Consider the following 20364-nt stretch of genomic DNA (forward strand, 5'->3'; position numbering starts at 1 on the left):
CGGCGCGAGCTCGCGCCGCACGCAGGAGACCTCATGAACGCTCCCGTCGAACTGTCGAGCGCCGCACGCGCGCAGCGTCAGCGCGAAGTCGTGCAGGCGCTGATGGCCGTACTGCCGACGCACTGCCTGCTGTACCGCGACGAGGACACCGCGCCGTACGAATGCGATGGCCTGTCCGCGTACCGCCGGCTGCCGCTCGCGGTCGCGCTGCCCGAAACGGAGTCGCAGGTGCAGCGGATCGTGCAGATCTGCCGCCGCATGGAAGTGCCGATCGTGCCGCGCGGCGCCGGCACGAGCCTGTCGGGCGGCGCGCTGCCGATCGCGCTCGGCGTCGTGCTGTCGCTCGCACGCTTCACGCGCATCGTCGAAGTCGATCCGTACGCGCGCACCGCGACCGTGCAGCCCGGCGTGCGCAACCTCGCGATCTCGGAGGCGGCCGCGCCGTACGGCCTGTATTACGCGCCCGATCCGTCGTCGCAGATCGCCTGCACGATCGGCGGCAACGTCGCGGAAAATTCCGGCGGTGTCCACTGCCTGAAATACGGTCTGACCGTGCACAACGTGATGCGCGTGCGCGCGGTGACGATCGACGGCGAGGTGGTCGAATTCGGCTCGCTCGCGCTCGACATGCCGGGCCTCGACCTGCTCGCCGTGATGATCGGCAGCGAAGGGATGTTCGCGATCGTCACCGAGGTCACGGTACGGCTGATTCCGAAGCCGCAGACCGCGCAGCTCGTGATGGCGAGCTTCGACGACGTCGTCAAGGGCGGCGAGGCGGTGGCGGCGATCATCGCGTCGGGCATCATCCCGGCCGGGCTCGAGATGATGGACAAGCCCGCCACGCAAGCGGTCGAGGCGTTCACGCACGCGGGCTACGACCTCGACGCGAAGGCGATCCTGCTGTGCGAATCGGACGGCACGCCGGAAGAAGTCGCCGAGGAAATCGTGCGGATGACGGCCGTGCTGCGCGAACACGGCGCGACGCGCATCCAGGTGTCGCGCAACGAACACGAGCGGCTGCGGTTCTGGTCCGGCCGCAAGAACGCGTTTCCGGCCGCCGGGCGCATTTCCGCCGATTACTACTGCATGGACGGCACCGTGCCGCGCCGCGCGATCGGCCCGCTGCTCGCGCGCATCGAGCAGCTCGAAACCCGCTACGGGCTGCGCTGCATCAACGTGTTCCATGCGGGCGACGGCAACATGCATCCGCTGATCCTGTACAACGCGAACGATCCGGACGAGTTGCACCGCGCCGAGCAGTTCGGCGCGGAAATCCTCGAATGCTGCGTGGAATTCGGCGGCAGTGTGACCGGCGAGCACGGTGTCGGCATCGAAAAACTCAATTCGATGTGCGTGCAGTTCTCGCCGCAGGAGCGCGACGCGTTCTTCGCGGTCAAGCGCGCATTCGATCCGGCCGGGCTGCTGAATCCGGACAAGGGCATCCCGACCCGCGCGCGCTGCGCCGAATACGGTCGCCAGCACGTGCGCGGCGGGCTGTTGCCGCACCCCGACCTGCCGCGCTTCTGAGCGGCGCGCGCGGGTCGCGGCCCGCACCGGCGGCCGTGGTGCGGGGGTCTGCCGCGCCCGCTCGACGCGTTCGGGCGCCGCCGCCGGCCGGCCGCATCCGATACGGGGCTTAGGGATAGTCGCGATGTGGAATCGCGCCACCCCGGTACAATCGACCGAACAACGAGACGAGAAAGCAACAGGACATGGAAGAGGACGACATCGTCGCCGGATGGGCCGAGCGCATCCGCGCCGCCAGTGCCGACGGCCGGCCGCTGCGGATTCGCGGCGGCGGCACCAAGGACTGGTACGGCCAGGCGCTCGAGGGCGAAATACTCGACACGCGTGCGTTTCAGGGCATCGTGTCGTACGACCCGGCCGAACTCGTCGTCACGGTCCGCGCGGGCACGCCGCTCGCGCAACTGGAAACCGCCCTCGCCGAGTGCGGCCAGATGCTGCCGTTCGAGCCGCCGCACTTCGGCCGCACGGCCACCGTCGGCGGCTGCGTCGCGGCCGGCCTCGCGGGCCCGCGCCGCGCCACCTGCGGCGCCCCGCGCGATTTCGTGCTCGGCACCACGCTGATGAACGGCCGCGGCGAAATGCTGCGCTTCGGCGGGCAGGTCGTGAAGAACGTCGCCGGCTACGACGTGTCGCGGCTGATGGCCGGCGCGCTCGGTACGCTCGGGCTGATGCTCGACCTGTCGATCAAGGTGCTGCCGATGCCCGTCGCCGAGGTCACGCTGAAGTTCGAGATGACCGCGACCGACGCGGTGCGCAAGCTCAACGAATGGGGCGGCCATCCGCTGCCGGTCAGCGCGAGCGCGTGGCGCAACGGCACGCTCGTGCTGCGCCTGTCGGGCGCGGAAGCCGCCGTGAAATCCGCGAAGACGCTGCTCGGCGGCGAAGTCGTCGACGCGGTCGAGGCCGAACGCTTCTGGTCCGGCCTGCGCGAGCATACCGACCCGTTCTTCAACGGCATCCCGCCCGGCTATGCGCTGTGGCGCCTGTCGCTGCCGTCGATCACCGAACCGATGCACCTGCCCGGCACCCAGTTGATGGAATGGGGCGGCGCGCAGCGCTGGTGGATCACCGACGCCGACGCGCAAACCGTGCGCATGAGCGCGAAACAGGCCGGCGGCCATGCGACGCTGTTCCGCGCGGGCGACACCTACGACCGCAGCGCGGGCGTGTTCACGCCGCTGCCCGCGCCGATGATGAAAATCCACCGCGGGCTGAAGAGCGCGTTCGATCCCGCGCGCATCTTCAATCGCGGCCGGCTTTACCCTGAGCTCTGAGGGCTGGATGCAAACGAATCTCGCCGATTTCATCCGCAATACGCCCGACGGCGACGAGGCCGACGCGATCCTGCGCAAGTGCGTGCACTGCGGGTTCTGCACCGCGACCTGCCCGACCTATCAACTGCTCGGCGATGAACTCGACGGCCCGCGCGGCCGCATCTACCTGATCAAGCAGATGGTCGAAGGCGCACCCGTCACGCGCAGCACGCAACAGCATCTCGACCGCTGCCTCACGTGCCGCAGTTGCGAGACGACCTGCCCGTCCGGCGTCCAGTACGGCCGGCTCGTCGAGATCGGGCGCAAGCACGTCGAGGCGCAGGTGGAGCGCCCCGCGCAGCAGCGGCTGATGCGCCGCGTGCTCGCGAGCGTCGTGCCGAACGCGGCGCTGTTCTCGCCGATGATGCGGCTCGGCCAGCACGTGCGGCCGCTGCTGCCGAAGCGGCTGCGCGACAAGGTGCCGCCGCGCACGCGGCTGCTCGAATGGCCGCATCGCACGCATCCGCGCAAGATGCTGATGCTCGGCGGCTGCGTGCAGCCGTCGATGCTGCCGAACATCAACATCGCGACCGCGCGCGTGCTCGACGCGCTCGGCATCGAGACGGTCGTCGCGCCCGACGCGGGCTGCTGCGGCGCGATCCGCCTGCACCTGAACTATCACGACGAAGCGCTCGACGACGCGCGCCGCAACATAGACGCATGGTGGCCCCACGTCGAACAGGGCGTCGAGGCGATCGTGATGAACGCGTCGGGCTGCGGCGCGACGGTGCTCGAATACGCGCACCTGCTGCGCGACGATCCGGCCTACGCGGAGAAGGCGCAGCGCATCGTGTCGCTGACGCGCGACGTCTCCGACGTGCTGCTCGCGTTCGAGGCCGAACTCGCGACGATCGCGCGGCGCCGCGCGATCCATACGGTCGCCTATCACCCGCCGTGCACGCTGCAGCACGGCCAGCAGTCGCGCGGCAAGGTCGAGCGCCTGCTGGAGACGCTCGGCATCGACGTGCGGCTGCCGGCCGACAGCCACCTGTGCTGCGGCTCGGCCGGCACCTACTCGCTGACGCAGCCGTCGCTGTCGTACCGGTTGCGCAAGCAGAAGCTGCTGAAGCTGCAGGCGCTCGAGCCGCAGATGATCGTGTCCGGCAACATCGGCTGCATCGCGCACCTGCAGAGCGGCACGCAGGTGCCGGTCGCCCACTGGGTCCAGCTCGTCGAGCATTTGCTGTACGGCTAGGCCTCGTCCCGGCGCGCAACGGGTGGACGGGCGCACGCGCGGCGTCCGTATAATGAGCGGATCGATGCGCCGCGTGTCGCGGCGCATCGGCTTCATGCCCGCTTCCCGTGCTGCTCCTGTGCCTGCTCTCGTGCCCGTCATGTCCGATCTCGCCGCCCGCCTCGCCTCCGTTCACCGCCGCATCGCCGACGCCGCCCGCGCGGCCGGCCGCGATCCCGCCACCGTCTCGCTGCTCGCCGTGTCGAAGACGTTCCCGGCCGACGACGTACGCGCCGCGCATGCGGCCGGGCAGCATGCGTTCGGCGAGAACTACGTGCAGGAGTCGATCGACAAGATCGACGCGCTCGCCGACCTGCGCGCGAGCCTCGAATGGCATTTCATCGGCCCGCTGCAATCGAACAAGACGCGCCCCGTCGCCGAGCGCTTCGACTGGGTCCATTCGGTCGACCGGCTGAAGATCGCGCAGCGCCTGTCGGAACAGCGCCCCGCGCACCTGCCACCGCTCAACGTGTGCGTGCAGGTCAACATCAGCGGCGAGGCGTCGAAGAGCGGCGTCGCGCCGGCCGACGTGGCCGAGGTCGCGCGGGCGGTCGCCGCGCTGCCGTCGCTGCGGCTGCGCGGCCTGATGGCGATTCCCGAACCGGCCGACGACACCGACGCGCAACGCGCGCCGCATCGCGCACTGCGCGCGTTGTTCGACACGTTGCGCGCCGACGGCCTGCCGCTCGACACGCTGTCGATGGGCATGTCCGCCGATCTCGACGCGGCCGTGCTCGAAGGCGCGACGATCGTGCGCGTCGGCACCGCGATCTTCGGCGCGCGCGATTACGCGCACTGAACGCCGCGCCCTTTTCCGCCTTTCCGTTCACTCACTCGCTCATTCCCGACATCATGAAAATCGCATTCATCGGCGGCGGCAACATGGCCGCGGCCCTGATCGGCGGCCTGATCAAGCGCGGCGTCGCCGCGGACGGCCTGTATGCCATCGACGTCAACGAAGACGTCCGCGCGCGCGCCGCGCAGCAATTCGGCATCCGCACCGGCGCGGCCATCGACGCGACGCTCGCCGATTACGACGCGATCGTGCTCGCGGTGAAGCCGCAGGTGCTGAACGACGTCGCGCAAGCGCTCGCGCCGCACCTGAAGTCGCAACTCGTGATCAGCATCGCGGCCGGCATCCGCGGCACGGATCTCACCCGCTGGCTCGGCGGCTACGCGCGCGTCGTGCGCACGATGCCGAACACGCCCGCGCTGGTCGGCATGGGCGTGACGGGCCTGGCCGCGCTGCCGGGCGTCGACGCCGCCGGCCGCGAACTCGCGTCGAGCGTGCTCGGTGCGGTCGGCGAGATCGTGTGGTTCGACGACGAAGCGCAGCTCGACGCGGTCACCGCGATTTCGGGCAGCGGCCCGGCGTACGTGTTCTATTTCATCGAAGCGCTGCAGGAAGCCGCGCGCCGCCTCGGCATGAACGACGAGCAGGGCCGTGCGCTCGCGGTCGCGACGTTCACCGGCGCCGCGCAACTGGCCGCGCAATCGGGCGAACCGGCGAGCGTGCTGCGCGAACGCGTGACGTCGAAGGGCGGCACGACGGCCGCCGCGCTCGCGGCATTCGACGCGCAGGGCGTGAAGGAAGCGATCGTGCGCGGCGCCCTCGCGGCCGAAGCGCGCGCGAAGGAAATGGGCGACGAACTCGGCCGCGCGTAAGCGTGACGGCGGCGCCGGTCGTGCCGGCGCGAGACGTAAAAAAAGCGACCGTCAGGTCGCTTTTTCGTTGGCGCCGCGCGCAAGTACGCGCGGTGTGCCGTTCAGTTGCCCGCCAGCAGGTAATGCACGGCGATGCCCGCGAACAGCACGCCGCCCAGCCAGTTGTTGTGGCGAAACGCCGCGAAGCACGGCATTCGTTCGCGATCCTTGATCAGCGTGTAGTGATAGAGCGCGCAGCCGACCGCCGCCGCCCAGCCCGCCCAGTACGCGAGGCCGAAGCCGAGCGTCACGCCGATCCACACGTAGATGCCGAGCGTCGCCGCGTAGCACGCCATCACGGCAGCGACGTCGAAACGGCCGAACGTCAGCGCGGACGTGCGGATGCCGATCTTGATGTCGTCGTCGCGATCGACCATCGCGTATTCGGTGTCGTACGCGACCGACCAGAAGATGTTCGCGACCAGCATCACCCACGCCAGCATCGGCACCGTGTCCTGCACGGCCGCGAACGCCATCGGGATGCCGAAGCCGAACGCGATGCCCAGATACGCCTGCGGAATCGCGAAGAAGCGCTTCATGAACGGGTAGGAGCCGGCGACGAACAGCGCGACCACCGACAATTCCTTGGTCAGCGTATTGAGCGGCAGGATCAGCAGGAACGCGATGAACGACAGCCCGACCGCGATCGCGACGGCTTCCCATGCGCGGATCTTGCCCGACGTCAGCGGCCGGTCGGCCGTGCGCTTCACGTGGCGGTCGAAATCGCGGTCGGCGTAGTCGTTCATCGCGCAGCCGGCCGAGCGCATCAGCAGCGTGCCGAGCGTGAAGATCACGAGCAGCGGCCAGCGCGGGTGACCGTCCGACGCGATCCACAGCGCGTTGAGCGTCGGCCACAGCAGCAGCAGGCTGCCGATCGGCTTGTCCATCCGGACGAGCCGCAGATACAGGGGAAAGCGGGCAAGCATGGCGAAGCACCGGGAAGAGAATCCCGGCATTTTAGAGCCGAGCGGTGCTTCGCGTCATGTCGGCGCGACCCTCAGCCGGTAGCCGCGGCGGGCCGGCGGGCCGCCGTAGCCCGCTATGCGCGGCCGGCAGCGGCATACGTTAATCAGGGGACAGATTCAGTGCCACCACCAATCGGGCCGGCCTGCCGTCTCCGGCCGCACCGGGCTTACGCGAGCAGCGACCGCAGCATCCATGCGGTCTTTTCATGCGTCTGCAGGCGCTGCGTCAGCAGGTCGGCGGTCGGCTCGTCGCTCGCCGCGTCGGCGATCGGGAAAATTTCGCGCGCGGTGCGCACCACCGTCTCGTGCCCTTCGACGAGCTGGCGGATCATCTCCTCGGCGGCCGGCACGCCCTTCGCTTCCTGCACCGACGACAGTTTCGCGAATTCGCCGAACGTGCCGGGCGCGACGACGCCCAGCGTGCGAATGCGCTCGGCGACGGAATCGACCGCGAGCCACAGTTCGTTGTACTGCTCCTCGAACATCAGGTGCAGCGTGTTGAACATCGGTCCGGTCACGTTCCAGTGGAAATTGTGGGTCTTCAGGTACAGCGAAAAGGTATCGGCGAGCAGGCGCGACAGGCCGTCCGCGATGTTCTTGCGGTCCTTGTCGCTGATACCGATGTTGATCTGCGTGGCGTTGCCTTTCTTGGCCATCTTCGGGACTCCTCATTCGAAATGTTGAACCGGCGAAAATGCGTCGAGCAATCCGCATGCCGCGTCGCGCGGCATCCGTTCGCGACTCGCCAGTCTAGCGTCGCGAATCCATCGTCGCACTACGCGAGCGCGTGCAGCGCCTGCGAGACCAGCTCCACCGCCCCGCCGACGACGATCGCGAAGCCGACGACGTAGCGCGCCAGCTCGCCCGGCGATCGCAGAATGGGCGACGCTGCGGCACGCATGTCGAGCATCATTTGCGTCATGGTCGTCACTCCTTTGACAAGACATCGTTCAGAGAAGAAACGGCCGGTCGCTGGACCGGCCGTTTCACGTTACTGCATCACCGCATCAGGATGCGGCCAGGTTCATGCGAGGTCGAAGCGGTCGAGGTTCATCACCTTGTTCCAGGCGGCGACGAAGTCGCGCACGAACTTCTCCTGCGCATCCGCGCTGCCGTACACCTCGGCCAGCGCGCGCAGTTGCGAGTGCGAGCCGAAGATCAGGTCGACGCGCGTGCCGGTCCACTTGACTGCGCCCGTCGCGCGATCACGCCCTTCGAACACGTCGTTCGCGGCCGACACCGGCTTCCACTCCGTGCCCATGTCGAGCAGGTTCGCGAAGAAGTCGTTCGACAGCGTGCCCGGACGATCGGTGAACACCCCGTGCTTCGAGTCGCCGACGTTCGCGCCGAGCACGCGCAAGCCGCCGACCAGCACGGTCATCTCCGGCGCCGTCAACGTCAGCAGCTGGGCCTTGTCGACCAGCAGCGCCTCGGCCGGCGTCTTGTACGCGCTCTTCAGGTAGTTGCGGAACCCGTCGGCGAGCGGCTCGAGCACGGCCATCGCGTCGACGTCGGTTTCGTCCTGCGACGCATCCATCCGGCCCGGCGCGAACGGCACCGTGATCGCGACACCCGCGCTCTTCGCCGCCTGCTCGACGGCGGCCACACCGGCCAGCACGATCAGGTCGGCCAGCGACACCTTCTTGCCGTCCGTCTGAGCATCGTTGAACGCCTTCTGCACGCCTTCGAGCGTTTCGAGCACCGCCGCCAGCGCCGCCGGCTGGTTCACTTCCCAGTCCTTCTGCGGCGCGAGGCGGATACGCGCACCGTTCGCGCCGCCGCGCTTGTCCGAACCGCGGAACGTGGCCGCCGACGCCCATGCGGTCGACACGAGCTGCGACACCGACAGGCCTGTGGCCAGCACCTTCGCCTTCAGCGCGGCGACGTCGGCGGCGTCGATCAGCGGGTGATCGACGGCCGGAATCGGGTCCTGCCACAGCAGGTGTTCCGCCGGCACGTCCGGGCCGAGATAGCGGGCTCGCGGGCCCATGTCGCGGTGCGTGAGCTTGAACCACGCGCGAGCGAACGCGTCGGCGAATTCGGCCGGGTTCTCGTAGAAGCGGCGCGAGATCTTTTCGTAGGCCGGGTCGAAGCGCAGCGACAGGTCGGTCGTCAGCATCGTCGGACGATGCTTCTTCGACGCGTCGTACGCATCGGGAATCACTTCGCCGGCGTCCTTCGCGACCCACTGGTGCGCGCCGGCCGGGCTCTTCGTGAGCTCCCACTCGTAGCTGAACAGGTGCTTGAAGAAGTCGTTGCTCCACTTCGTCGGCGTCGAGGTCCACGTGACTTCGAGGCCGCTCGTGATCGTGTCCTTGCCCTTGCCCGTGCCGAACGTGCTCTTCCAGCCGAGGCCCTGCTGCTCGATGCCCGCGGCTTCCGGCTCGGGGCCGACGTTCGAGGCCGGGCCGGCGCCGTGCGTCTTGCCGAACGTATGGCCGCCCGCGATCAGCGCGACCGTTTCCTCGTCGTTCATCGCCATCCGCGCGAACGTCTCGCGGATGTCGTGCGCGGCAGCGACCGGGTCGGGGTTGCCGTCCGGGCCTTCCGGGTTCACGTAGATGAGGCCCATCTGCACCGCGGCGAGCGGGCTTTCGAGCTCGCGCTTGCCCGTGTAGCGGCTGTTCGGACCGCCGCTCAGTTCCAGCCAGATCTTTTCCGAGCCCCAGTAGACGTCGTCCGGTTCCCACGTGTCGGCGCGGCCGCCGGCATAGCCGAACGTCTTGAAGCCCATCGATTCGAGCGCGACGTTGCCGGTCAGGATCAGCAGGTCGGCCCACGAGATGTTGCGGCCGTATTTCTGCTTGATCGGCCACAGCAGGCGGCGCGCCTTGTCGAGGCTGACGTTGTCCGGCCAGCTGTTGAGCGGCGCGAAGCGCTGCTGCCCGCCGCCCGCGCCGCCGCGGCCGTCGGCCGTGCGGTACGTGCCGGCGCTATGCCATGCCATGCGCACGAACAGGCCGCCGTAGTGGCCGAAGTCGGCCGGCCACCAGTCCTGCGACGTCGTCATCAGCGCGTGCAGGTCCTGCTTCACTGCCGCGAGATCCAGCTTCTTGAACGCCTCGGCGTAGTCGAAATCCGGGTCCATCGGATCGGACAGCGCCGAATGCCGATGCAGGACGTTGAGGTTCAGCTGATTCGGCCACCAGTCCTTGTTCGTCGTGCCGCTGCCTGCGGTGTGGTTGAACGGGCACTTCGTTTCGTTCGACATGCTTTTTCTCCTTGTCTTGCTCGTAGGCCCCCACGTGCCGGGCGCGGTTCGTGGAGCATTGCGGGGGATGAAACGGAACAGGCGGTTCCTCCGGTCGTACTACGGGACGTCGTGCGCGGCCTGCGACCCGCGTTCCCGCTGCGACGCGCCGCAGGGGCGCTCGGGGAAGCGGCTGCCGGCGGTCGTCGTGCCGGCGAGGCGGGTGGTTCTGCGTGTATCGGACATGCAATGCTCCCTCATGGCTCGACGGCAGTTAATCGGGGGAACACACGACCGGTGCGGCGGCACTCATCCGCCATACACACGGTCCGCCAGGTACGCGAACGCAATCGGACGCAGGCTGCGAACCGCCGCCCTGGCGCGATGTACGACCATGTCACGCGACGGGACGTTCCGCTGCGCGTGCTGCAATACCGACCGCATCATGACATCCTCCTTTGACGCTTGCATTCATCGTGCATCCCGCACCGACCGCACGTCGACTTGACGCCGATCCATGTAGAGGATTCTATCTATATCTATCGATTATTTGAATTTGATAAATTTCATCTATGCGATAGGAAAAAATAAACGGGGTCGCAAGACCCCGTTCATCACGCTGCCATGTGGACATGCGCAGCCGCCTCAGTGTCAGTTCATCGTGGCCGGCATGTCGAGCTTCGCGACGCCCGGCAGCTCGCATGCGGCAATCGCGTCGCTGATCGCGTCGATCGCGGGCATCCGCGTGAAGCTCTTGCGCCATACGAGCACCACGCGGCGATCGGGCACCGGCTCGTTGAACGGCACGTACGACAGCAACTCGGCATCCGGGCCGTTCGCGCGCGGACCGACCTCGGCGACCGACATCCGCGGCAGCACGGTGATGCCGACGCCGCTCGCGACCATGTGGCGAATGGTTTCGAGCGACGAGCCCTCGAAGGTCTTCTGGATGCCGTCGGCCGTCTGCGAGAAGCGCATCAGTTCCGGACACACGCCCAGCACGTGATCGCGGAAGCAGTGGCCGTTGCCGAGCAGCAGCATGGTTTCCTGCTTCAGGTCCTCGGCGTCGATTTCGTCGCGCTTCTCCCACGGATGGCCGGCCGGCAGCGCGACGACGAACGGCTCGTCGTACAGCGGCCGCACCATCAGGCCGGTTTCGGGGAACGGCAGCGCCATGATCGCGGCGTCGATCTCGCCCTGCTTCAGCAGTTCGAGCAGCTTCAGCGTGTAGTTCTCCTGCAGCATCAGCGGCATCTGCGGAACACGCTGGATCATCTGCTTGACGAGCGTCGGCAACAGATACGGCCCGATCGTGTAGATCACGCCGAGGCGGAACGGGCCGACCAGCGGGTCCTTGCCCTGCTTCGCGATCTCCTTGATCGCGAAGGTCTGCTCGAGCACGCGCTGCGCCTGGGTCACGATCTGGTCGCCGATCGGCGTCACGCTCACTTCGCTCGCGCCGCGCTCGAAAATCTGCACGTTGAGCTCGTCTTCGAGCTTCTTGATCGCCACCGACAGCGTCGGCTGGCTCACGAAGCATGCTTCGGCCGCGCGGCCGAAATGCCGCTCGCGCGCAACCGCGACGATGTATTTCAATTCAGTCAGCGTCATTGTGGGTCAATCAGAGATATACAGGCGATAGGTTTAATTTATACACCTGTTGGCACCGGTTCGCCAAGTTTCTCTGCATCGCGATGCGTCGATTGGCGTCGAATTGGCGTCGACGGGCGGCTTTCGATCCGGCCCCGAGCCGGTCGATCAGGCCTTCAGATACTGTTCGCGCGCACCGAGCCAGCGCGCGAGATGCTGCGTGACAACCTCGGGGTACGCGGCAATCAGCCGCGCCGCGGCCTCGCGGGCCGGGTCGATCAGCCAGCCGTCGGTCTCGAGATTCGCAAAGCGCAGCATCGCCGCGCCCGACTGGCGCGCGCCGAGGAATTCGCCGGGCCCGCGGATTTCGAGGTCGCGCCGCGCGATCTCGAAGCCGTCGGTCGTCTCGCGCATCGTCTTCAGCCGCTCGCGGCCGGTGAGCGACAGCGGCCCGGTGTACAGCAGCACGCACACCGACGCCGCGGTGCCGCGCCCGACCCGGCCGCGCAGCTGGTGCAACTGCGCGAGGCCGAAGCGCTCCGCGTGCTCGATCACCATCAGCGACGCGTTCGGCACGTCGACGCCGACCTCGATCACCGTCGTCGCGACCAGCAGCTGCACTTCGTTGCGCGTGAACGCCTCCATCACGGCCGCCTTGTCGGCCGGCGACAGCCGGCCGTGCACGAGCCCGACCTTCAGTTCGGGCAGCGCCGCGGCGAGCGTCTCGTAGGTTTCGACGGCCGTCTGCAGCTGCAGCGTCTCGCTCTCCTCGATCAGCGGGCATACCCAGTACACCTGGCGCCCGGTCAGCGCGGCCTCGCGCACGCGGGCGATCACTTCTTCGCGCCGCGCGTCGCCCACCAGCCGCGTCAGCACCGGCGTGCGACCGGGCGGCAACTCGTCGATCGTCGACACCTCGAGATCGGCGTAATACGTCATCGCGAGCGTGCGCGGGATCGGCGTGGCCGACATCATCAGCTGGTGCGGCTGAAAGTCGCGTGCGCCGTTGGCCGCGTTCGCGGCCTTCGCGCGCAGCGCGAGACGCTGCTCGACGCCGAAGCGGTGCTGCTCGTCGACGATCACGAGGCCGAGCCGCGCGAATTCGACCGTGTCCTGGATGATCGCGTGCGTGCCGATCACGAGCTGCGCGGTGCCGAGCGCGGCCGCCTCGATCGCCGCGCGCTTTTCCTTCGCCTTCAGGCTGCCCGCGAGCCACGCGACCGTGACGCCGAGCGGCTCGAGCCACGCGCGCAGCTTGCGCGCATGCTGCTCCGCGAGGATTTCGGTGGGCGCCATCAGCGCGGCCTGGTAGCCGGCGTCGATCGCCTGCGTGGCGGCCAGCGCCGCGACGACCGTCTTGCCGCTGCCGACGTCGCCCTGCAGCAGCCGCTGCATCGGGTGCGCGAGCGTGAGGTCGTGCGCGATCTCGTCGACGACGCGCGCCTGCGCGCCCGTCAGCGTGAACGGCAGCGCCGCGTACAGGCGCGTGGTCAGCGCATCGGTATCGGTCGCGGTGCGACGCGGCATCGCGGGCGCGGCGCGCGTGCGGCGCTCCTCGTGCGCGCGCTTCAGCGACAACTGCTGCGCGAGCAGTTCCTCGAACTTGATGCGCGTCCATGCCGGGTGCGAACCGTCCATCAGCGCGGCTTCGTCGGAATCGACGCGCGGGTGATGCAGGATGCGCACCGCCTGCTCGAGCGTCGGCACGTCGAGCGGCTTCAGGTAATCGCGCTGGATCTCGGGTGGCAGCAGTTCGGGCAGCGGCGTGCGCTCGACCGCGTTCTCGATCGCCTTGCGCAGATACGCCTGCGACACGCCGGCCGTGCTCGGGTAGACCGGCGTGAGCACCTGCGGCAGCGGCGCATCGGCTTCGACGACGCGCACGGCCGGATGCACCATCTCCATCCCGAAAAAGCCGCCGCGCACGTCGCCGCGCACGCGCAGCCGCTGGCCGACGGCCATCTGCTTGACCTGCGACCCGTAGAAGTTCAGGAAGCGCAGCACGAGCTGCTCGCCGTCGTCGTCCTGGATCTTCACGACGAGTTGGCGGCGCGGCCGGTACGCGACCTCGTTGTCGAACACGACGCCTTCGGTCTGCGCGATGCCGCCCGGCAGCAACTCGCCGATCGGCGTGAGCGTGGTCTCGTCCTCGTAGCGCATCGGCAGATGCAGCACGAGATCGATCGAACGCGTGAGGCCGAGCTTCGCGAGCTTGTCGGCGGTTTTCACGGGCTTGTCGGCGGCCGGCTTCTTCTTGCGCTTCGTGCCGGATGCGCCCGCTTCGTCGCCGTCCGCGCCCGGTTCGGCGTCGGGCGCGGCGGCCGCGGCGGCCGCGGGCTGCGCGAGCCGGCCGTCGGCGCCGCGCTTCGGGCCGGCGCGGCGGGCGCCGGGGCCTGATGCGGACGGCGCGGGCGACGCGGCATCGTCCGCGTCGAACGGATCGGCGGAATCGGCAACGGCAGCGGGGGAACGGCGTGGTGACACAGGCATCGGATCGTCTGGGTGCTTCGCAAGGCAAGTACAATAGCGGCTTTCACGTCGTCCGAACGAACGACGCCGGCCAGGCCGCGCATCCCGTCATCATAGCGGCTCGCGCGCCCCGATTACGCGTTTCCGCCCTGCCGGCGACGCCCGCCGGCCGCTTCGAACCAGCCCGCATGTTCACGCTTTCCGATTTCGATTTCAATCTGCCGCCCGAGCTGATTGCCCAAACCGCGCTGCCCGATCGCACCGCGAGCCGCCTGCTCGAGGTCGACGGCAGCGTCGCGCCCGCGCGCCTCGTCGACCGCCATTTCGCCGAGCTGCCGTCGTGCATCGCGCCGGGCGACCTGCTGGTGTTCAACGATACCAAGGTGCTGAAGGCGCGTTTCTTCGGCCAGAAGGCCAGCGGCGGCAAGATCGAGGTGCTGATCGAGCGCGTGACCGGCACGCACACGGCGCTCGCGCAGATCCGCGCGAGCAAGTCGCCGGGCGCCGGCACGACGCTGCGCCTGGCCGACGCGTTCGACGTGACGGTCGGCGAGCGCGTCGAGCCGTTCTTCACGCTGCACTTCCCCGCGCCGTGCCTCGACCTGATCGAGCAGCACGGCCGGCTGCCGCTGCCGCCGTACATCGAGCACGACGCCGATGCCACCGACGAGACGCGCTACCAGACCGTCTATGCGAGCAACCCGGGCGCGGTCGCCGCGCCCACGGCCGGGCTTCATTTCGACCAGCCGCTGCTGGAGAAGCTCGACGCGATGGGCGTCGAGCGCGCGACGCTGACGCTGCACGTCGGCGCCGGCACGTTCCAGCCGGTGCGCGTCGAGAACATCGCCGAGCACAAGATGCACAGCGAGTGGTACGACCTGCCGCAGTCGCTCGTCGACAAGATCGCCGCGACCCGCGCGCGCGGCGGCAACGTGATCGCGGTCGGCACGACGTCGATGCGCGCGCTCGAAGCCGCGGCGCGCAGCGCCGACGAGGCCGGTCGTCCGCTCGCGGCGACGCAGGCCGAGACCGACATCTTCATCACGCCCGGCTACCGTTTCCGCGTGGTCGACCGGCTCGTGACGAACTTCCACCTGCCGAAGTCGACGCTGCTGATGCTGGTGTCCGCGTTCGCGGGCGTCGAGACGATCCGCGCCGCGTACCGGCACGCGATCGAAGAACGCTACCGCTTCTTCAGCTACGGCGACGCGATGCTGCTCATGCGGCGCGACACGCCGGAGGCGTCGGGCGCGTAAGCGCAGCCGACAGCATCGGCTCGATGCACACGATGGCCGGCGCGTCGCACTGCCGCCATGCCGTTTTTTTACGTTGTGCGCGCTACGCTGGCGCGCACCCGCTTTTCCCCGCCGCCGATTTCCCGGGCGGCGTTTCCAACATGCGCCGGACTGTTTTCCGGTAGCAAGGAGCACGACACGATGACCGAAGGTTCATCCCACGATACGCACGCCCCCGTGCAGGACCGCCCGGCCAACGGGCTCGAATTCGAATTGCTGACGACCGACGGCCACGCGCGCCGCGGCCGCGTGAAGCTCAATCACGGCACGGTCGAGACGCCGATCTTCATGCCGGTCGGCACGTACGGCACCGTGAAGGCGATCCAGCCGCGCGAGCTGCACGAGATCAAGGCCCAGATCATCCTCGGCAACACGTTCCACCTGTGGCTGCGCCCGGGCCTCGACACGATCGACGCGCACGGCGGCCTGCACGGCTTCATGGGCTGGAACAAGCCGATCCTGACCGATTCGGGCGGCTTCCAGGTGTTCTCGCTCGGCGACCTGCGCAAGATCACCGAGGACGGCGTCACGTTCGCGTCGCCGATCAACGGCGACAAGCTGTTCCTGTCGCCGGAAGTGTCGATGCAGATCCAGAAGGTGCTGAACTCCGACGTCGTGATGCAGTTCGACGAATGCACGCCGTACGCGACCAACGGCGTGCCGACGACGCACCAGGAAGCGGCCGACTCGATGCGCATGTCGCTGCGCTGGGCGAAGCGCTCGCTCGACGAATTCAACCGGCTCGGCAACCCGAATGCGCTGTTCGGGATCGTCCAGGGCGGGATGTTCGAGGACCTGCGCGACGAATCGCTCGCGGGCCTCGCGGAACTCGGCTTCCACGGCCTCGCGATCGGCGGGCTGTCGGTGGGCGAGCCGAAGGAAGACATGATGCGCGTGCTGCAGCACGTGGGCCCGAAGCTGCCGGCCAACAAGCCGCACTACCTGATGGGCGTGGGCACGCCGGAGGATCTGGTCGAGGGCGTCGCGAACGGCATCGACATGTTCGACTGCGTGATGCCGACCCGCAACGCACGCAACGGCTGGCTCTTCACGCGTTTCGGCGACGTGAAGATCCGCAACGCGACGCACAAGAACTCGTTGAAGCCGCTCGATTCGACCTGCACCTGCTACACGTGCCAGAACTTCTCGCGCGGCTACCTGCATCACCTGCACCGGGTCGGCGAAATCCTCGGCGCGCAGCTGAACACGATCCACAACCTGCACTACTACCTGCAGCTGATGAGCGAGATCCGCGACGCGATCGAAACGCATACGTTCGACGCATTCCGGCAGCGCTTCGCGGAGGATCGCGCGAGAGGGGTCGACTGACAGGCCGGCCGGCGGCCCGCACCGCGGCCAGTCACATAGGACGCGTACTAATTGGCGCACTCAAATCGCCAGTCGCGACCGCTAAACATTACAATTACCTTTCCAAACAAGTCGCAACGGTATCGGTTCGTGCTTTAACAGCTTGATCCGAAAGCGCATTTGCCGATCCGTTCGCGCATGGGGCCGGTGGTAGAATAACCGGCTTATTTTTCGATCTTCCCCTACGGAGAGACCAACGTGCCGTTCATTTCCAATGCCTTCGCGCAAGGCGCCGGTGGCGCCGAATCGAGCCTGATGAGCTTCCTGCCGCTCATCCTGATGTTCGCGGTGCTGTACTTCATCATGATCCGTCCGCAGATGAAGCGTCAGAAGGAACACCGCAACATGCTCGCGGCCATGGCGAAGGGCGACGAAGTCGTCACGAGCGGCGGCCTCGTCGGCAAGGTGACGAAGGTCACCGAAGGCTACATCGGCGTCGAAATCGCCGAAGGCACCGAAATCACCGTGCAGAAGGCTGCCGTCACGACCATTCTGCCGAAGGGCACGATCAAGTCGCTGTAAGGCTTTCACCGAGCGTCCGGCTCCCCGCGCCGTGCCCGCCTGAGAGAGCGGGCCGCCGCGGCGCCGGACGCGACGCTTTCACGCCAACCACCCGTTCGGCCCCCTCATGAATCGTTATCCACTCTGGAAATATGTCGTGATGGTCGTGGCGCTCGCCATCGGCCTTCTGTACACATTGCCCAACTTCTTCGGCGAAGCGCCGGCGGTGCAGGTGTCGAGCGGCAAGGCCACGGTCAAGCTCGACTCGACCACGCTGACCCAGGTCGAATCGGCACTCGCGTCCGCGCAGATCAAGCCGGACGACGTCACCTTCGAGAACACGGCGACCAGCGCGAACATCCGCGTGCGCCTGAAGGACACCGATACGCAGCTGCGCGTCAAGGACCTGCTGCAGAAGTCGCTGAATGCCGACCCGAACGATCCGCAGTACGTCGTCGCACTGAACCTGCAGAGCGCGTCGCCGCGCTGGCTGACCGCCCTGCACGCGCTGCCGATGTATCTCGGCCTCGACCTGCGCGGCGGCGTGCACTTCCTGCTCCAGGTCGACATGACGGGCGCGCTCACGAAGAAGCTCGACTCCGATGCCTCCGACGCGCGCTCGCTGCTGCGCGACAAGAACATCCGCGACGGCGGCGTGAGCCGCGTCGAGCAGTCCGTGGTCGTCAACTTCAGCGATGCGCAGACGGCGGAAGACGCCCGCAAGGTGCTCGCCGCGTCGATCACCGAGCTGCAATGGGCGACCCAGCCCGGCGGCGGCGGCACGCAAGTCGTCGGCACCTTCACGCCGGCCGTGCAGAAGTCGGTCGAGGACGCCGCGCTCAAGCAGAACCTGACAACGCTCCACAACCGCGTGAACGAACTCGGCGTGTCCGAGCCGATCCTGCAACAGCAAGGCAGCGACCGCATCGTCGTCGAACTGCCGGGCGTGCAGGACACCGCGAAGGCGAAGGACATCATCGGCCGCACCGCGACGCTCGAGGCGCGCCTGGCCGACCCGATCAACACGCACCCGAACCCGAACGACCCCGTGCCCCCGGGCGAGGAGCTGTTCACGCAGGGCAACCAGGCACCCGTGCTGCTGAAGAAGGACGTGATCTTCACCGGCGACCGTATCATCGACGCGTCGGCCGGCTTCGACGAACACCAGCGTCCGTCGGTCAACATCCGCCTCGATTCGGCGGGCGGCCGCGCGGTGCGCACGGTGTCGCGCGACAACATCGGCAAGCCGATGGCGATGGTGCTGTTCGAGAAGGGCAAGGGCGAGGTGCTGACGGTCGCGACGATCCAGTCCGAGCTCGGCGACCGCTTCCAGATCACGGGCCAGCCGACGCCGCAGGCTGCGGCCGACCTCGCGCTGCTGCTGCGCGCCGGCTCGCTCGCGGCGCCGATGGACATCATCGAGGAACGCACGATCGGCCCGAGCCTCGGCGCCGACAACATCAAGATGGGCGTGCACTCGGTGATCTGGGGCTTCTGCGCGATCGCCGTGTTCATGATCGCGTACTACATGCTGTTCGGCGTGGTGTCGGTGATCGGCCTGTCGGTGAACCTGCTGCTGCTCGTCGCCGTGCTGTCGCTGATGCAGGCGACGCTGACGCTGCCCGGTATCGCGGCCATCGCGCTCGCGCTCGGTATGGCGATCGACTCGAACGTGCTGATCAACGAGCGCGTGCGTGAAGAACTGCGCGCCGGCCAGCCGCCGCAGCTCGCGATCCAGGCCGGCTACGCGCATGCGTGGGCGACGATTCTCGACTCGAACGTCACGACGCTGATCGCCGGTCTCGCGCTGCTTGCGTTCGGTTCGGGCCCGGTTCGCGCGTTCGCGATCGTGCACTGCCTCGGCATCCTGACGTCGATGTTCTCCGCGGTGTTCTTCTCGCGCGGGCTCGTCAACCTCTGGTACGGCGGCCGCAAGAAGCTGAAGTCGCTCGCGATCGGCCAGGTGTGGAAGCCGGAAGGCGCCGCTGCCGCCGCGTCGTTCACCGACGAGGACGAATCGACCGACACCGCGCGCGCCGCGAAGCTCGCCGCCCCGGCGAAGGGCAACGCGCCCCGCGCCGGCAAGCCGCAGCTGCGCAACCGCGCGCAGCAAGGCGTGTCGCCGAAGAAACCGGGCTCGACCCAATAAGGCCCCGGAGACGAAGCCATGGAATTTTTCCGCATCCGTAAAGACATTCCGTTCATGCGGCACGCGCTGGTGTTCAACGTGATCTCGCTGGTCACGTTCCTCGCCGCCGTGTTCTTCCTGTTCCACCGCGGGCTGCACCTGTCCGTCGAATTCACCGGCGGGACGGTGATCGAGGTGCAGTACCAGCAGGCCGCGGAACTCGAACCCGTGCGCGCGACGCTCGGCAAGCTCGGCTATGCCGACGCGCAGGTGCAGAACTTCGGCACGTCGCGCAACGTGCTGATCCGCCTGCAATTGAAGGAAGGCCTCACGTCCGCGCAGCAGAGCGACCAGGTGATGGGCGCGCTGAAGGCGCAGAGCCCGGACGTCACGCTGCAGCGCGTCGAGTTCGTCGGCCCGCAGGTCGGCCGTGAACTTGCGACCGACGGTCTGCTCGCGCTCGCGTGCGTCGTGATCGGCATCGTGATCTACCTGTCGTTCCGCTTCGAATGGAAGTACGCGGTGGCGGGCATCATCGCCAACCTGCACGACGTCGTGATCATTCTCGGCTTCTTCGCGTTCTTCCAGTGGGAGTTCTCGCTGGCGGTGCTCGCGGCGATCCTCGCGGTGCTCGGCTACTCGGTCAACGAGTCGGTCGTCATCTTCGACCGGATCCGCGAGACGTTCCGCCGCGAACGCAAGATGAGCGTGCAGGAAGTGATCAACCACGCGATCACGACCACGATGTCGCGCACGATCATCACGCACACGTCGACGGAAATGATGGTGCTGTCGATGTTCTTCTTCGGCGGCCCGACGCTGCACTACTTCGCGCTCGCGCTGACGGTCGGCATCATGTTCGGCATCTACTCGTCGGTGTTCGTCGCGGGCTCGCTCGCGATGTGGCTCGGCATCAAGCGCGAAGACCTGGTCAAGGAAAAGAAGACCGCGCACGATCCGGACGATCCGAACGCCGGCGCGCAGGTTTAAGCGCCACGCCGCTTCGGTATCGAAGCAAAGCCGGCCCGTCTGGGTCGGCTTTTTTTATGCGCGGCTCACCGTGGTACGGCACGCGGATGA

The 20364-nt window shown here is 67.8% G+C and carries 17 protein-coding genes; 10 read left to right on the plus strand and 7 right to left on the minus strand.

Annotated elements, in window-relative coordinates; translation table 11 throughout:
- Positions 1 to 33 precede the first annotated feature (33 nt).
- The 5 genes from BLS50_RS05055 to proC all read left to right on the plus strand — a co-directional run bounded on the left by BLS50_RS05055 (position 34) and on the right by proC (position 5739).
- Positions 34 to 1527 (plus strand): FAD-linked oxidase C-terminal domain-containing protein, encoded by a 1494-nt coding sequence (locus tag BLS50_RS05055; protein WP_006497501.1) that lies wholly within the window; start codon positions 34 to 36, stop codon positions 1525 to 1527.
- Positions 1528 to 1712: 185 nt separating this feature from the next.
- The gene (gene glcE / locus BLS50_RS05060) at positions 1713 to 2801 is read left to right on the plus strand and encodes a glycolate oxidase subunit GlcE (RefSeq protein WP_006476858.1); all 1089 of its coding nucleotides are present in this window, start codon (positions 1713 to 1715) and stop codon (positions 2799 to 2801) included.
- Between the two features lie 7 nt (positions 2802 to 2808).
- A complete protein-coding gene (gene glcF / locus BLS50_RS05065) occupies positions 2809 to 4035 on the plus strand; it encodes a glycolate oxidase subunit GlcF (protein ID WP_006476859.1) in 1227 nt (408 codons plus the stop codon).
- A gap of 139 nt (positions 4036 to 4174) precedes the next feature.
- Positions 4175 to 4873, plus strand: coding sequence for a YggS family pyridoxal phosphate-dependent enzyme (locus BLS50_RS05070; protein WP_012327932.1), 699 nt, complete (start codon positions 4175 to 4177; stop codon positions 4871 to 4873).
- 53 nt (positions 4874 to 4926) lie between these two features.
- Positions 4927 to 5739 carry a pyrroline-5-carboxylate reductase gene (proC, locus tag BLS50_RS05075; RefSeq protein ID WP_074801207.1) on the plus strand — a complete coding sequence of 271 codons (813 nt, stop codon included), beginning with the start codon at positions 4927 to 4929 and terminating at the stop codon, positions 5737 to 5739.
- 101 nt (positions 5740 to 5840) lie between these two features.
- On the opposite strand, the gene ubiA is transcribed toward proC, so the two are convergent.
- The 7 genes from ubiA to recG all read right to left on the minus strand — a co-directional run bounded on the left by ubiA (position 5841) and on the right by recG (position 14013).
- Complete coding sequence (gene ubiA, locus BLS50_RS05080) at positions 5841 to 6704, minus strand: 4-hydroxybenzoate octaprenyltransferase (RefSeq protein ID WP_050011786.1); 864 nt, start codon at positions 6702 to 6704, stop codon at positions 5841 to 5843.
- A 206-nt stretch (positions 6705 to 6910) separates the two neighbouring features.
- Positions 6911 to 7399, minus strand: a complete 489-nt coding sequence (gene dpsA, locus BLS50_RS05085; protein WP_074801211.1) for a non-specific DNA-binding protein DpsA — start codon at positions 7397 to 7399, stop codon at positions 6911 to 6913.
- A gap of 119 nt (positions 7400 to 7518) precedes the next feature.
- The gene (locus BLS50_RS35870) at positions 7519 to 7665 is read right to left on the minus strand and encodes a hypothetical protein (protein ID WP_164728307.1); all 147 of its coding nucleotides are present in this window, start codon (positions 7663 to 7665) and stop codon (positions 7519 to 7521) included.
- A 102-nt stretch (positions 7666 to 7767) separates the two neighbouring features.
- Positions 7768 to 9954, minus strand: a complete 2187-nt coding sequence (gene katG / locus BLS50_RS05090; RefSeq protein ID WP_074801214.1) for a catalase/peroxidase HPI — start codon at positions 9952 to 9954, stop codon at positions 7768 to 7770.
- 99 nt (positions 9955 to 10053) lie between these two features.
- Complete coding sequence (locus tag BLS50_RS36265) at positions 10054 to 10179, minus strand: hypothetical protein (RefSeq protein ID WP_256333940.1); 126 nt, start codon at positions 10177 to 10179, stop codon at positions 10054 to 10056.
- A gap of 405 nt (positions 10180 to 10584) precedes the next feature.
- The gene (locus BLS50_RS05095; RefSeq protein ID WP_006476864.1) at positions 10585 to 11544 is read right to left on the minus strand and encodes a LysR substrate-binding domain-containing protein; all 960 of its coding nucleotides are present in this window, start codon (positions 11542 to 11544) and stop codon (positions 10585 to 10587) included.
- 147 nt (positions 11545 to 11691) lie between these two features.
- Positions 11692 to 14013, minus strand: coding sequence for an ATP-dependent DNA helicase RecG (gene recG / locus BLS50_RS05100; protein WP_074801217.1), 2322 nt, complete (start codon positions 14011 to 14013; stop codon positions 11692 to 11694).
- A 167-nt stretch (positions 14014 to 14180) separates the two neighbouring features.
- Between recG and queA the strand changes: the two genes are divergently transcribed.
- The 5 genes from queA to secF all read left to right on the plus strand — a co-directional run bounded on the left by queA (position 14181) and on the right by secF (position 20274).
- Positions 14181 to 15248 carry a tRNA preQ1(34) S-adenosylmethionine ribosyltransferase-isomerase QueA gene (gene queA / locus BLS50_RS05105; RefSeq protein ID WP_074801220.1) on the plus strand — a complete coding sequence of 356 codons (1068 nt, stop codon included), beginning with the start codon at positions 14181 to 14183 and terminating at the stop codon, positions 15246 to 15248.
- Positions 15249 to 15428: 180 nt separating this feature from the next.
- Positions 15429 to 16616: a tRNA guanosine(34) transglycosylase Tgt gene (gene tgt, locus BLS50_RS05110; protein WP_027807172.1), complete on the plus strand. Its 1188-nt coding sequence runs from the start codon at positions 15429 to 15431 to the stop codon at positions 16614 to 16616.
- Positions 16617 to 16853: 237 nt separating this feature from the next.
- The gene (gene yajC / locus BLS50_RS05115; RefSeq protein WP_006476868.1) at positions 16854 to 17177 is read left to right on the plus strand and encodes a preprotein translocase subunit YajC; all 324 of its coding nucleotides are present in this window, start codon (positions 16854 to 16856) and stop codon (positions 17175 to 17177) included.
- Between the two features lie 106 nt (positions 17178 to 17283).
- Complete coding sequence (secD, locus tag BLS50_RS05120) at positions 17284 to 19305, plus strand: protein translocase subunit SecD (RefSeq protein WP_006476869.1); 2022 nt, start codon at positions 17284 to 17286, stop codon at positions 19303 to 19305.
- Positions 19306 to 19323: 18 nt separating this feature from the next.
- The gene (secF, locus tag BLS50_RS05125) at positions 19324 to 20274 is read left to right on the plus strand and encodes a protein translocase subunit SecF (RefSeq protein ID WP_006476870.1); all 951 of its coding nucleotides are present in this window, start codon (positions 19324 to 19326) and stop codon (positions 20272 to 20274) included.
- Positions 20275 to 20364 lie beyond the last annotated feature (90 nt).

It is taken from the genome of Burkholderia orbicola (assembly GCF_900100915.1).
Classification (GTDB): Bacteria; Pseudomonadota; Gammaproteobacteria; order Burkholderiales; family Burkholderiaceae; genus Burkholderia; species Burkholderia orbicola.